This window comes from Agrobacterium sp. SORGH_AS 787, from assembly GCF_030819035.1.
Classification (GTDB): Bacteria; Pseudomonadota; Alphaproteobacteria; order Rhizobiales; family Rhizobiaceae; genus Agrobacterium; species Agrobacterium larrymoorei_B.
Genome location: NZ_JAUTBG010000001.1, coordinates 1,576,518 through 1,589,380, shown reverse-complemented (window position 1 = coordinate 1,589,380; position 12,863 = coordinate 1,576,518). Strand labels below are relative to the sequence as shown.

General features: G+C 56.8%; 13 protein-coding genes. 5 read left to right on the top strand and 8 right to left on the bottom strand.

Features of this window, described 5'->3' with window-relative positions; all coding sequences use genetic code 11:
• Window positions 1-3: 3 nt before the first annotated feature.
• Window positions 4-1,032: a histidine kinase dimerization/phosphoacceptor domain -containing protein gene (locus QE435_RS06990; protein ID WP_306928276.1), complete on the top strand. Its 1,029-nt coding sequence runs from the start codon at window positions 4-6 to the stop codon at window positions 1,030-1,032.
• Window positions 1,033-1,051: 19 nt separating this feature from the next.
• Here QE435_RS06990 and QE435_RS06985 read toward each other — a convergent pair whose 3' ends face one another.
• The 3 genes from QE435_RS06985 to QE435_RS06975 all read right to left on the bottom strand — a co-directional run bounded on the left by QE435_RS06985 (window position 1,052) and on the right by QE435_RS06975 (window position 3,911).
• Window positions 1,052-1,798, bottom strand: coding sequence for a L,D-transpeptidase (locus QE435_RS06985; protein ID WP_309770164.1), 747 nt, complete (start codon window positions 1,796-1,798; stop codon window positions 1,052-1,054).
• 123 nt (window positions 1,799-1,921) lie between these two features.
• The gene (locus tag QE435_RS06980; RefSeq protein ID WP_349041150.1) at window positions 1,922-2,926 is read right to left on the bottom strand and encodes a murein L,D-transpeptidase family protein; all 1,005 of its coding nucleotides are present in this window, start codon (window positions 2,924-2,926) and stop codon (window positions 1,922-1,924) included.
• 205 nt (window positions 2,927-3,131) lie between these two features.
• Complete coding sequence (locus QE435_RS06975; protein ID WP_349040740.1) at window positions 3,132-3,911, bottom strand: SDR family NAD(P)-dependent oxidoreductase; 780 nt, start codon at window positions 3,909-3,911, stop codon at window positions 3,132-3,134.
• Window positions 3,912-4,021: 110 nt separating this feature from the next.
• Here QE435_RS06975 and QE435_RS06970 point away from each other — a divergent pair, with 110 nt between their 5' ends.
• Window positions 4,022-4,576 (top strand): DNA-3-methyladenine glycosylase, encoded by a 555-nt coding sequence (locus QE435_RS06970; RefSeq protein WP_349041149.1) that lies wholly within the window; start codon window positions 4,022-4,024, stop codon window positions 4,574-4,576.
• A gap of 416 nt (window positions 4,577-4,992) precedes the next feature.
• On the opposite strand, the gene QE435_RS06965 is transcribed toward QE435_RS06970, so the two are convergent.
• The 4 genes from QE435_RS06965 to queC form a co-directional block, all read right to left on the bottom strand.
• Complete coding sequence (locus QE435_RS06965) at window positions 4,993-5,184, bottom strand: hypothetical protein (protein ID WP_309770162.1); 192 nt, start codon at window positions 5,182-5,184, stop codon at window positions 4,993-4,995.
• Between the two features lie 257 nt (window positions 5,185-5,441).
• Window positions 5,442-6,191 carry a 7-carboxy-7-deazaguanine synthase QueE gene (gene queE / locus QE435_RS06960; RefSeq protein WP_349041148.1) on the bottom strand — a complete coding sequence of 250 codons (750 nt, stop codon included), beginning with the start codon at window positions 6,189-6,191 and terminating at the stop codon, window positions 5,442-5,444.
• Window positions 6,188-6,556 carry a 6-carboxytetrahydropterin synthase QueD gene (gene queD / locus QE435_RS06955; RefSeq protein ID WP_309770161.1) on the bottom strand — a complete coding sequence of 123 codons (369 nt, stop codon included), beginning with the start codon at window positions 6,554-6,556 and terminating at the stop codon, window positions 6,188-6,190. Before queD ends, queE begins: the two co-directional genes overlap by 4 nt.
• Window positions 6,556-7,266 (bottom strand): 7-cyano-7-deazaguanine synthase QueC, encoded by a 711-nt coding sequence (gene queC, locus QE435_RS06950; protein WP_349040739.1) that lies wholly within the window; start codon window positions 7,264-7,266, stop codon window positions 6,556-6,558. The genes queD and queC overlap by 1 nt, the downstream gene beginning before the upstream one ends.
• 214 nt (window positions 7,267-7,480) lie before the next feature.
• On the opposite strand from queC, the gene QE435_RS06945 reads away from it, so the two are divergent.
• The 3 genes from QE435_RS06945 (at window position 7,481) to QE435_RS06935 (ending at window position 11,539) form a co-directional block, all read left to right on the top strand.
• Window positions 7,481-8,005 carry an RNA polymerase sigma factor gene (locus tag QE435_RS06945; RefSeq protein ID WP_349040738.1) on the top strand — a complete coding sequence of 175 codons (525 nt, stop codon included), beginning with the start codon at window positions 7,481-7,483 and terminating at the stop codon, window positions 8,003-8,005.
• Window positions 8,002-8,952: a FecR family protein gene (locus QE435_RS06940; RefSeq protein ID WP_349040737.1), complete on the top strand. Its 951-nt coding sequence runs from the start codon at window positions 8,002-8,004 to the stop codon at window positions 8,950-8,952. The genes QE435_RS06945 and QE435_RS06940 overlap by 4 nt, the downstream gene beginning before the upstream one ends.
• A 313-nt stretch (window positions 8,953-9,265) precedes the next feature.
• The gene (locus QE435_RS06935) at window positions 9,266-11,539 is read left to right on the top strand and encodes a TonB-dependent receptor (RefSeq protein WP_349040736.1); all 2,274 of its coding nucleotides are present in this window, start codon (window positions 9,266-9,268) and stop codon (window positions 11,537-11,539) included.
• A 189-nt stretch (window positions 11,540-11,728) separates the two neighbouring features.
• Here QE435_RS06935 and QE435_RS06930 read toward each other — a convergent pair whose 3' ends face one another.
• Window positions 11,729-12,862 (bottom strand): Gfo/Idh/MocA family oxidoreductase, encoded by a 1,134-nt coding sequence (locus tag QE435_RS06930; protein WP_349040735.1) that lies wholly within the window; start codon window positions 12,860-12,862, stop codon window positions 11,729-11,731.
• Between the last annotated feature and the right edge of the window lies 1 nt (window position 12,863).

Genomic DNA, 12,863 nt, shown 5'->3' with positions numbered 1-12,863 from the left:
GCGGTGCATATACTTTATGTCGATGATGATCCCGCAGTCGCTCGGCTCGCTACACGCGTGCTGGGTCGGCACGGCGTTCAGGTCGACCATGCACCCTCCGTCGCTCTTGGGCTTGAGAAATTCAATGCCGGCATATTCGACGCCGTGGTGCTCGACCATTATTTCCATGGCGGCACCGGCTTGCAATTTCTCAATGCCATCGGCGACCGCAGCCGCGATACACCCGTTCTTTATGTCACTGGCGCCAGCGAAGCCCAGATCGCTATCGACGCGTTGAAGGCGGGTGCCGCGGATTACGTCATCAAAACGGTTGCCGACGACTTCTTCCCGCTGCTCTTGACCTCCATCGAACAGGTCTGCGCTAACTTCCAGCTTCGCAAGGAGAAAGAGGAGGCCGAGCGTCTTCTCGTGCGGGCCAAGGAACGCGCAGAACTGATGGCCAAGGAGATGAACCACCGCATCGCCAACAGCCTGTCACTGGTGTCGGCCATGATCCGCATGCAGATGATCGCAGCTTCCAGCGAGGAGGCGCGCACCGTTCTATCCGAAACCCAGAACCGTATCTCCGCCATCGCGGGTGTTCACCGCAGCCTCTACACCGCCGACAATATGGGTGTGGTGGATCTTGACGCCTATCTGTCCTCGATCATCAACGAGCTGGCGAAATCCGGCCCGGACAATGAGCGCATTCGCATCAAGACGGAAATGGAAACGATCAGCGCAGCGCCCGATCAGGCGGTGGCACTCGGCGTAATCGTGACCGAGCTTGCCACCAACTCCCTCAAATACGCCTATCCCAGCGGTGACGGCGATATCCGAATTGCGCTCAAGAGCCGCGAGGGCAAGCTGCAACTGACCGTCGAGGATGATGGTGTGGGCATGGGCAGCAAGCCGAAGCCGCAAGGAACCGGGCTCGGCACGAAGCTCATTTCGGCCATGGCTCAAAGCCTCAAGGCGACGGTGGAGCAGAGTAGTGTTCAGGCGCATTCCGGAACACGTATCTGCGTCGAATGGGAAGCGACGCCGGCCTGACCGGCAACGCTCCCTTGAATTAGTAAGTACCCGGCAAACCAGCAACGACCTGCGGAGCAGGCGCACCAGCCATAACCTGTGATGGTGGAGCAAGCGAGGTCACGACAATGGGCGTGCCGTCCGGGACACGATTGTAGAGATCGACGATATCCTGATTCATCAGACGAACGCAGCCGGACGAGACGGACTTGCCGATCGTCCACCATTCCGGCGAACCGTGCAGCCGGTAGATCGTATCGCGACCGTCCTTGAAGATGTAGAGCGCCCTTGCGCCCAATGGGTTCATCAAGCCGGGAGCCATGCCGCCATTGGCAGCACTGTAGGGCGCAAGTTCCGGTTGACGTGCGACCATCTCGTCTGGCGGAGTCCAGCGCGGCCACTGGCGCTTGTACTGGATGACACCCCTGCCCGCCCACTCGAAGCCCGCCCGTCCCAAGCCCACGCCATAGCGCATCGCCTGATTATTCTCATAGGTGAGATAGAGGAAGTGGTTCGCCGTATCGACGACGATCGTACCCGGTCGCTCGCCGGTTGGGTTCTCGACCATCTGACGATAGAAACGCGGATCGATTTTCTGGTACGGAATCGCGGGCAGCGGGAACTGCTCATCCGGCTTAGGCCCATAGACTTCGGCGTAATAGGGATCGACTCTCGGGCGCGTTTCCACCGTTTCGCGTGGCGTGGTGGTGCACCCTGAAAGTGCTGTCAGGGCCAGTCCGCCAGTGCCGAACAGAAAGCTCCGGCGTGTCGTTTCATGCTTCTTCAATCCAGGTCCTCATCAACAAGAGCGCCGTGCATCCTATGGGACGGAGAAATGACACTCTATCTCCTTTAAATATGCGCATCGTGCCTTCTGAAATCGGTTTCGATTTCCGGGCCGATGGTGTCGTCATCGTGCGCCGGAAAACGGATCGGCGAGCGCCGCTTCCGGTCGGCTTATCGGATATTTCGTACCGGAAACCCGTCCGGCCATGGTCTTTGCCCCGCTGCTTTTCAAAAGAGCGCGGAAGCTCGGATGCATTCCGCCATCGACATAAGCGTTCATCACGCTGGAAGTTCCCCCAGCCATCGCAACTTCGAGTTTCTGCTTCTCGATGTCGAGCCGCGAGGCCACCTGCGGGTCGAGTTGGTTGGTGGCCGGTGGGCAGGCAGCAAGCGGATCAGCCGGTTCCCCGTCAGCGAACTCTGTATTGAAAACATAACGGCGACCGCAGACCGACACCTTCGGCTGACGGCGGGTGACTTCGAAATAGTCGTAGCCGTCCTTCAGCGTGCGCCAGAAGGGGAAGTTAGGATCGTTCTTGTAAGCCGCCAAATTCTTCGCCGTCATGCGGAACGGATAGGCCTGAACCTGGAAGCGATCCTGCCCGCCCTTCAACGCCCGTTCGACGATCGCGTAAATTTCGCCGATCTGCGCATCGGTCATGGCGTAACAGCCAGACGAGGAGCAGGCGCCATGCACCATCAGCGCTTCACCCGTATAGCCGAGAGCCGATTCAAGGCGGTTCGGATAGCCGAGGTTGAAAGAGACGTAATATTGCGAGTTCGGGTTCAGCATGCTGGAAGAGACATGATAGAAACCTTCAGGTGCCTGCCTGTCTCCGCTCTTCGTCTTGGGACCAAGTTTGCCCGACCACCGGCACATCGGATAGGACTTGAATAGGGCATAGTTGCCGGTCTTATCGACCTTCCAGACTTCCAGCTCGCTTTCCTGCTTGAAAATGCGAACCAGCACCGGGCTTTCCGGCTTCATGCCTTTTGCAGACATCGCGGCAGCAACCTTGGAGGATAATTTAGGCGGCTCTTTCGACGCGCTATCGAAACCCATGGAGGTACAGGCGGCAAGCGACGCGCACAGCCCAATGATAGCTGCGGCGCGCGCCGATGCGATCATGATGCCTCGAAGCTTCGTCGCTGCGAAACCCGATTTTGCCAAAGTGTTCATGGAACGTCTTGCCCGTCTCTCTGCCGTGTGCCTACCTAAAGAAGGTGACCACATAACGGCAATCACCCAATCGGACAAAGAGTCGTGAATTTACGTTACGAGTCCGTTAATCATAGAGACACAACGACGTGAGCAGGATCAGCAGCTTCTTCCTCTATCGCAAAAGTCCCTGACCACCATCGATCCAGACCGGCGTGCCGGTAATATGTCGGGACTTATCGCTTGCTAAAAACACCACCAGATCGGCCACGTCTTCGCTCAAGCCCGCCGCTCCGCCTGTGATCGGAATGTCTCCCTCCGGCCATTCCACCGGGATTGCCGTTTCATGAGAGCCACGGATATGGGTGTTGTCGTCGATCTTCGTCTCGATTGCGCCTGGGCAGATCGCGTTGACGCGGATCTTGTACTGGCCAAGCTCCAGCGCCAGTTGCTGCGCCATCGCAAGCTGCCCGGCCTTCGTGGCCGAATAGGCCGTTGCACCGGGCGACGTGAAGGTGCGTGTGCCGTTAATGGATGAGATGATGACAATCGATCCGCCACCGGTGGCCTTCAGATACGGCACCGTCTTGTGAAGGGTCATGTATGTACCCCGAAGGTTAACCGTGATGGTCTTATCCCACTCTTCCGGCTTCAGGTCGTCGATCGGCGCCCATACACCGTTGATACCGGCATTCGCCACCACGACGTCCAACCGCCCATGGGATTCAACAAGCGCGGTCACGGCCCTATCCATTGCAGCCTCGTCCGCCACGTCGGCGACCAAGGTCAGGGCCTTGCCGCCATTGGTGTTGATCTCGGCGACGAGCGTGTCAAGTTCATCGGCGGTGTGGCCGAGCGCACCTATAACGTAGCCGTCCTTGGCAAGAGCAATAGCGGAAGCGCGACCGATGCCCGATCCAGCGCCGGTAACGAGTGCAACTTTTTCCTGCGCCATGATGGCCTCCTGTTGATGGCGGTCAAGTCTTGGCCAGAACGAACGGCCTCATCCACAAACTGTATAAAAAACGGGTTGTTCCCTTCGTCTTCGCGCGTCACCATATTGAAATGAACAAGGATTTTTTCGACAGAGATGCAGTGGTCGTTGCCAAGGCAATGATCGGGATGGAGTTTCGCTTTCACAACACGGGCGGCATCATCGTTGAGACGGAAGCCTATCGACCTGATGACCCCGCCTCTCACAGTTTCAACGGGCCGACGCTGCGCAATCGTGTCATGTTCGGACCTCCGGGACACCTCTACGTCTATCGTTCTTACGGCATCCATTGGTGCGCCAATATCGTTTGCACCTCTGGCTCCGCAGTTTTGATCCGGGCGCTTGAGCCTCAGACAGGCGTGGAACTGATGAAGATAAGACGCGGAACTGATCTGCTAAGGAATCTGTGCTCCGGTCCCGGGAAACTCTGCCAAGCGCTTGCTATTACCGGCGATGTCGATGGAGCCTCGGTGTTGGAGCAGCCTATCCTCCTTCGATCGGCACAGACTGATCTAGAGACTGTCGCCGGACCGCGCATTGGGATTACAAAGGGGATGGAATTGCCTTGGCGTTTTGGCGCTAAGCGCTCGCCACATCTCAGCAAGCCATTTCGTTGTCCAACCTAAAGCGTGTCGCGATCTTTCCGATTCGCTCGCACGCTTTAGGTCCTTGTTTTATCGCATGTCGTTATCGCAAAACCGCTTCACACTTTTGCGCGACACGCTTTAAACCACCATCGGTGGCTCATCGTTCTCATCGGGGTTGGGATTTGGAACTTCATCCGGCAGGCGGTCGGGCTCTGGCTCATGGATTGGAGGAATCTCAGGCTGTGGCGGAATGGGCGGGGTCGTGGGATCTGGCTCTGGTGGGACAATACCCATTGCGTCTCGCCTCCAATGTTTGCGGGCAATTGGTCCGCTGAAATCGCCGTCCGGTCCACTGTGTTCGCCGGATCAGTCCATTCGCGAGACCAAGCTGCCCGCTCTCCTGACATGTAGTTTTAACGCGTTCGTCCGTGGTGGGTTGCGCTCTATTTTGGAGCTCAAACAAATCCGAGTGAACTGCGCGCGATGTCGCGCTGATCGCCGTAGTCACGCGCATGGGCGTCGTGGCCATATTCGTGTGCGGCATTGGTCAATTGCAACTCGGGAACCTGAAGCAAGGCATCGGCATAGGTGCCGGTCTCCTCGTCATTCTCAACAATGGTATGAGTTGGCTTCAAAAAATCGAACATGGCTTCCTCCCATTCGACGTGTCTGGTTAACGCATCAGCCGACGCTACGTTCCTCCTCATAGCGGCAAATCATCTCCGTCAGGGACCAACTCTACTACACTTTAATTTGACGAATCGTTATGAGGCAGACGCGCATTGTAGCGACTGCGACTGAAAGCAGGCTGCTATCTTTTTACCGTTGCCAAAGCGCTCTCGGAGTTCTTGCCTATCGGGACGGCGAAATCGCAAAATCGCATCATGTATTGGCGGGCTAAGCTTTAGACGCCGCGGCGATTGCCCCAGAGCAAGACATGGAGTTGAGGCAGCACACGCGCTTCAAACCAACGCTCGGACACGACCTTTTCCACCAGCCACAACATGCGATCCATAATGCCGTCGACATCCACCCGCGCATCATCATCGTCTGGCGGTGGCGGAGTATGATTGCCGGGTTGGAGATAGACAGGGAGTGCTGGAAAGCGCGACGCCGCGTCCCGCGCAAAGGCAAAATCGGCGTCATCGAAAACGACAATCTTCAGCGCGAGTTGAGGTGCCGTTCCAGCAGCCTCCAGACAGTGTTCGAAGGCCTGCCAATCCGTTTCCATGCCGCTGGAGGGCGGCTTGGGGCTTAGCACGAGGTAATCCAAGTCAGAGAACCAGTCCTTGGAGATGCTGCCTTGGGTCTCCAGCGCAAAGCGGTATCCCTCGTCTTTGCCCTTGCGGATCAACGGTCCAAGCGGCTGGATCGCCGGATTGCCGCCGGATAGCGAAATCGTCAGAGGTTTTCCGCCAGAGAGTTTCTCGACCTCCGCCCAAATGGCCTCGACGGAGAGCGGCTTCCAGTCTTCCCGATAATCGCTATCCACGGCATGCAGCGTATCGCACCAGGAGCAACGATAGTCGCATCCTCCTGTGCGAACGAAGACGGTCGGCAAGCCGATCAACAGCCCCTCGCCCTGAATGGTCGGGCCGAAAATTTCGCTGATCCGGATCGGCAGGTCGCGCGGCGCGTCGACAGCCGCACTCATCGCGCAGCCGCCGGTCGATACTCTGCCCATGTCTTGGCGGTCTCGCTGACGCGCACGGCACTCGTTTCGGGCAGTCGCTCCTTACACCACGTGTAGAAATGCTGCGCCAACCTCTCCGCAGTCACCATGTCGTGGCCGAGAACGTCGTTCAGATGCCGGTGGTCGAAGCAGTCGTCTATATAGCGCTTCAGCGGCGCCAGCTCGTGGTAATCACGCACGAAGCCGTGCTCGTTCAGCTCGTCACCGGAAAGCTCCACCTCGACAATGTAGTTGTGACCGTGGAGGCGTGCACATTGATGATCGGCGGGCAGCCCTTTCAGCTGGTGCGAGGCGGAAAAATGAAATTCCTTGGTGATGCGAAACATCAACGCACCTCCTGCGCCGCATAGGCACTGGTGGCAGCCACCCAGAAATCCGGGTCTTCGTAATCGGTGGGATCCTTCACGCCAGCCAGATGAAAGGCCTCGCGCCGCTCGACACAGGTGCCACAGCGGCCACAGTGGCGCGCACCACCCTTGTAGCAAGACCATGTCTCGGCAAATGGCGTGTCGTGCTTCGCCCCATCGGTGACGATATCGGCCTTGGACACCATGACATAGGGAGCGTAAAGCTCCACCTTGGCATAGCCCTCCAACGCATGGGCCTGCATGGTGTTGAGGCTGTCGATAAAGCCCGGACGACAATCCGGATAGATGAAGTGATCGCCGCCATGAACGGCAATCGCTACCGCATCCGCCTGCTGCGCGGCCGCCAGGCCGAAAGCGATGGTGAGCATGATGGCATTGCGGTTCGGCACCACGGTGGACCGCATGGTCTCTTCCGCATAATGCCCATCCGGCACCTCGACATCGTCGGTCAAAGCCGAGCCCGTCAAATGAGCACCAATGGTGCGGATATCGATAACATGATGCGGCACGCCGAGACGCGCAGCACATGCGCTGGCGAAGTCCAGTTCCTTCTTGTGGCGCTGGCCATAATCGAAAGACAAAAGAGCGAGTAGTTCATGTTCCGCTGCAATTCTGTGCGCGAGCGAAACGGAGTCCAATCCGCCGGAGCAGATGACGATCGTTTTCATAATTTGAGATCCCTTGTTTTGACCGGGTGGGCTGCGACCGGATAACGACTGGGCTTCTAGAGCAAAGGATGGAGCTTGTGAAGCCGGAAAAAGCCTTCTCGCTTTCACCAGACGTACGCAATATATAACATGATTTTTAAAGTCATCTTTTGTTGCCGGAGTGTGATTTCCGTTCTATGAGAGCGCAACGCACCCAGTAGTCGGACACTTACCCATGTGGAGCAAGCCTGCTTCCCAATCTCAGATCAATGAGGCGATGGAAGCCTATTATGACGACCTTTGTCGCGCCATGCGAAAGCGTGGGCACTCGCCTCTCGCGTCGCAAGATATCGTGCACGATATCTATGTGCGTCTCATGGGAAAGCCACGGCTTCCGGAAAACAAGTCGGCGGTAAAGGCATTCCTCATTCGTGCCTGTATTAATCTGGGCATAGATCACTTCAGAAGGATGAACTTCGAAAAGCGGTTATTCGCCGGCAACTCCGAGGAGGCTGCAAGTGTAGCGGACGCTCGCCACAGCGCTGAAGACACCGCGGACATCGGTCGAAGGCTCGCTATTCTGAAACTGGCAATCATGGACCTGTCGTCGCAGCGGCGCCGTGTATTTCTTGCCAGTGCGGTCGGAGGACTGACATCGACCGAGATTTCGAAGAAGAGCGGACTGACGAAGAATATGGTCGATCGCCATCTGCGCAAAGCGTACCTGCACTGCCTCCAAAGACTGGAGCCAACACTTTGAGCAATCATCCGAATCTTAACGGAAATGCTGAAGAGGAAGCGGTCGATTGGCTCCTGGAGTTGCGGGACCGACCAGACGATGAAGAGCTTCAGAAGGATTTCGAAGTCTGGGTCGCCGGAGACGAAGCCAATGCGAAAGCTTATGAGCGTTTACGCTGTCTTGTAGGCGATGCGAAACGGCTTTCGGCAAGAGAAAGCGGTTTTGAGTTCCCGCCAAAATCCAAGCAACGTTCAAGGACCATTTTGCCCTCCATCATTGTCCTGATCGGAATAGCGGCCGGCTCCTATTTCTATATTACGGATGCCTTTATAGACTTACGAGCAGATCGCGTCACGAAAATCGCTGAGCAAGCATCGTTCACAGCCCCCGACGGTTCCAACCTCGTGCTCAACGCCAACTCTGCCATTGCATTTCGGTTCTCGCAACACGAGCGGCGCGTCGTCTTAATGCGCGGAGAGATGCTCGTTGACGTTGCGTCAGATCCAAAAAGGCCCTTCGTCGTAGAGGCGAACGGCGCGACCATCACAGCTTTGGGCACAGCGTTCGACGTCAACATGCTCGAAACCGAAACGAAGGTGGCCGTCGTCCGGCACAGTGTCGCTGTGCGCCTCACCGATGCAGATCAGATGCAGGTCGTCAGAGAGAATCAGGGTGTTAATTATGCTTCCGCGTCTGGAATGAGCGAGGTCTTTCCTATCAATCCACAGTCCGTCACTGAATGGCAGAGCAGAAGGCTGGTTTTCGAAGACCAGCCTGTTACGGACGTTATCGAGACTGTCAGTCGATACGTCCCGGGAAAAATCTTGGTCGCCAACGGAAAACTGCGGAGCAAGATGGTGTCCGGCAGCCTCGATATGAGCGATCCTGACAAGGCTCTTCAGTCTTTCGCTAAAGCTTTCGATATCAAGCTGCTCAAGGTCACGCCTTATCTCACCATCCTGCGCTGACAGAACCGGCAAAAAATTTCAGAAAACATGTCCTGAAAACTCAGGTTCATTCGTCCCGGGGATGAAAACATCCAATATCCGGAGACTCCCCATGGACCGTGGACACATCAACATTCGACCGAGAGGTCGAAGCTATATTTTGCCGACGTTGCTTATCGGCTTAGCACTTGGGGGTGGGGTCAATGCCTTTGCACAGCCGGCGAAGCTGGATACGTTTGACATTCCAGCAGGCTCCCTTAGCTCGGCGATCAACCGATTAGGCTCTCAATCCGGGCTGCAAATTCTTTTCGATTCTTCGATCACGACGGGCAAAATGAGCCCGGAGATCAAAGGGCAGATGGACGCACGCCGTGCGCTCGAGGTCCTCCTGTCAGGCAAGGGGCTGGTCTATCGTTACATTTCTACGGATACGATAAAGATCGAGCTGGCGCCTGAGCCGAGCCAGCCCTCATCGTCAGACGGAGCCACGACACTTAAGACCATCATCATCACAGGTCGCGAGTTCAACGAAAGTGCTCCTGGCAATGCAACCTATGATTCAGCCGATATCGAACGTTCCCAAGCCAGCACGCTTCCGCAACTGCTACAGCGAACATCGGGTGTCGCGACTGCCGGCGGCGTAAGATTGCAGGGACAGAAGACCGTCATCCGCGGATTTGCGCGACCATCCGACACGAGAGTGTTGCTAGATGGTGCTCCGAAGAATTTCGAGCTCTATGATCAGGGCTCCATTTTTATTGAGCCGGAAATCTTAAAGCGCGTCGATCTTCAGAAGGGCGCAACATCCGTTCGCTACGGGAATGGCGGTTTTGGCGGCACTATCCTGATGGAAACAAAGACGGCGAGGGACATGTTAAAGCCCGGCCAAAATTTCGGAGGCTGGACGAAAGGAAGCTATCAAACCGCGAACAATCAGCGGACAGGGAGTGCCATGATCTATGGGCAATCCGATTTCGACACACCGGTGACCTATGACGGGCTGATGTCGGGGACCTGGCGCAAAAGCGGTAATATGCGCGTCGGCGGCGGAGAGGTTTATGATGCCTCCAACGATCGGCTCACGACATTTACCGCCAATGGTGGCGCTGCTTACGACGGTCACGAGCTTCGCGCTTCCGTAACCTACGGACGCTCCGACGATTGGGGACCGGTGGCAGCCGTACGCGGCGGCCTTGCCGTCAGCCAGTCGAGTATCGACCGGTATGGGAAACAGCAGGCCCGCCTGCGGGCACTGGCTGCGCGAGACTTGGACGACTTTTCAGCCACGCTCAAATATCGATATGACGGCGAAAGCGACCTCGTGAACTTCAAAGCGATGACAAGCTTCTCCTCCACAAGCCTGCATCGTACGCGCCCGATCATTCCAGGATTTACGCCCGGCGCATCCCTTGGCGGTCAAGAGAATGATGCTCAATACTCAGACATCAAGTTCGAAGCAGAGAACACGTCTAGGTTCGAAATCCTGGATATGCCGCACGTCTTGAACTACGGCATCCAGATCGGCAGGCAAGACCGTGACACATGGATGTACGACGTCGCGAACAGGGCTAATCCGAACTATAATTACGGCTACTATGCATCCTGGATCGTACCAGAGGGCACGCAGGCATCGATCTCAGCCTTCATTCGTGATGAAGTCGAAGTAACGGACGGCGTGTTCATCACTCCGGGACTTCGTTTCGACCACGTTCGGATGGAGGGAAAACCCAACACCGCGCCGATATATAACAACCCGGCGGCTGGCCACGATTACTCCGCAGTTTCTTACAATGGTCTCACGCCAGCGCTCAGCGCCCGTTGGGAAGCAACGGCGTCCACAACGCTGTTTGTCGACTGGGCCTACGCCCTACGGACACCCATTATCGACGAACTCTACTCGTCCCAAAGCATCGCAACGAAGGCATCCGCGACATCAAGAGATCTTCAGTCAGAACGCAACAACGCATTCAATGTGGGGGTCTCCCAGGAGTTCTACGATCTATGGAGTACAGGCGATACTCTAACCACCTCTGTATCAGGATTTTACAATCACGTGACCGATCCCGTGACCCGACGGTTTGGCAGTGCCAATCTGGCAAATGTGACAGGCCCGGTGCCGTTCTATTGGAACACGCCATCCTATCGGATCTACGGGCTGGAATTGAATGCGGATTACGAGTCGGACACCGTATTCGGCAGCCTCGGTCTTTCCATCATGAATGGCTCACGCAAAGGCGCAATCAACGACATTTACGGCGGGAAAACCTACCCCGGCGATATGACCCCGCTGACGGTGAATGCCTCGTTGGGCTATCGAATTCCAGACTCGGATCTGTCACTGCGCTGGACGGGACAGTTTGTCGCCCGACAGAAGCACACACCTTACTATCAAGGCACAGGCCATTTTTACGCGAGGCCTGAAAGTGGAGGCTACGGCGTCCACGGACTGCTTCTCGAGTGGACGCCGAAAGAAGGGTTCATGGCGGGTACGGAAGTCAGGGCCGGCATAGAAAACATCTTCGATAAATTCTACAGCCCCTATCTCGCCGACGGCGTATCGGCGATGGCAGGCAGAAACTTCACGCTCTCGGTGAGCAGGAAGTTTTAGAAGCGTATCCTTTGGCTTGAAGCGCATCCTTGGTCAGGATGCGCTTCATTTTCGTTCTCGCCGGAGACAAGGTTTCGATCAAGCGACACCGGTCCATATGACGACCACCGGGGCGAAATCGCCATCCCGGTGGCAGCCGTTCTTCACAAGAGCTTGCCAGCGACAAGGGCTCCTCAAATGCAGCCGATACTACCGCAGCAAAGCTTGCGCGTCTTCGATGCCGAGCGCCGCAGGCTGGGTGCAGGTGGTCGTCAGTTCGATGAAGCGGCCTTCTTCGCCGGATTTCAGGATTGAGGTCATGACGTCGATGCCGTGGAGCGAGCGCTCCAGCGAGCAGCGGGCGTCCCGGCCTTCGATCAGCGCCATCACCATGTCTGCGAGGCCGGCCGTGCGATAGTTGGCGCGCGGGCCGTTCGGGCTTTCCTGATTGGAGACGCCGAAGGGATGCGCCCAGTCTTCAAGCGGCTTGATGTCCTTGTCGCGACCGCTGGCCTCGACCACGCCACCAAAGAAGTTCGGGTCAGGCACATAGATTGAGCCTTCGGTGCCGTAAAGCTCCATGTTGGCATGGCGGTGAGACCAGACATCCCAGCTTGCCGACAACGTAATCGTCGCACCGTTGACGAATTCCAGGAGCGCATGAATGTTTGTCGGCGTTTCGACAGGGATTACCTGGCCGTTGAGCGGCTGGCTGGTGACGGTACGCGTCGGGTTTGCCATGGAGGTCAGGGCGCCAACACGCTTCACCGGACCGATAAGATTGATCAGGTTGGCAATGTAGTATGGGCCGAGATCGAGGATCGGACCGCCGCCCTTGAGGAAGAAGAAGCCTGGATTGGGGTGCCACATTTCCATGCCGGGGCTCATCACATGGCATGTGCCTGAGGTAACACGGCCAATGCCGCCTTCGTCGATATGCTTGCGAGCCAGCTGGTGCGCGCCGCCAAGGAAAGTGTCTGGTGCGCAGCCAACTGCGAGGTTCTTTTCCTTCGCGATCCGGCGCAACTCCTCGCCCTCTTCCAGGCTAAGCACGAGCGGCTTTTCCGAATAGACGTGCTTACCGGCTTCGAGAATGGCCTTGGACACCTCGAAATGCGCAGCCGGAATGGTGAGGTTGACGACGACGTCAATTTCGTCATTCGCAAGCAGTTCTTCGATAGACTGCGCCTTAACGCCGAATTCCTCGGCGCGAAGTTCCGCGGCGCTTCTGTTCAAGTCAGCGCAGGCAAGCACCTTGAGCCCTTTAAAGAGCGGAGACAGCGAGAAGTATGTGGTTGAAATATTGCCGCATCCAATGATGCCGACGCCAAGTTCCTTGGCCATG

Excerpts from the sequence above, each read along its gene's own strand:
- QE435_RS06970 (WP_349041149.1), top strand. The coding sequence starts at position 4,022 with ATGAACAAGGATTTTTTCGACAGAGATGCAGTGGTCGTTGCCAAGGCA.
- QE435_RS06945 (WP_349040738.1), top strand. The coding sequence starts at position 7,481 with ATGTGGAGCAAGCCTGCTTCCCAATCTCAGATCAATGAGGCGATGGAA.
- QE435_RS06975 (WP_349040740.1), bottom strand. The coding sequence starts at position 3,911 with ATGGCGCAGGAAAAAGTTGCACTCGTTACCGGCGCTGGATCGGGCATC.
- QE435_RS06935 (WP_349040736.1), top strand. The coding sequence starts at position 9,266 with ATGAGCCCGGAGATCAAAGGGCAGATGGACGCACGCCGTGCGCTCGAG.
- queD (WP_309770161.1), bottom strand. The coding sequence starts at position 6,556 with ATGTTTCGCATCACCAAGGAATTTCATTTTTCCGCCTCGCACCAGCTG.
- queE (WP_349041148.1), bottom strand. The coding sequence starts at position 6,191 with ATGAGTGCGGCTGTCGACGCGCCGCGCGACCTGCCGATCCGGATCAGC.
- QE435_RS06930 (WP_349040735.1), bottom strand. The coding sequence starts at position 12,862 with ATGGCCAAGGAACTTGGCGTCGGCATCATTGGATGCGGCAATATTTCA.
- QE435_RS06965 (WP_309770162.1), bottom strand. The coding sequence starts at position 5,184 with ATGTTCGATTTTTTGAAGCCAACTCATACCATTGTTGAGAATGACGAG.
- QE435_RS06980 (WP_349041150.1), bottom strand. The coding sequence starts at position 2,926 with ATGATCGCATCGGCGCGCGCCGCAGCTATCATTGGGCTGTGCGCGTCG.
- queC (WP_349040739.1), bottom strand. The coding sequence starts at position 7,266 with ATGAAAACGATCGTCATCTGCTCCGGCGGATTGGACTCCGTTTCGCTC.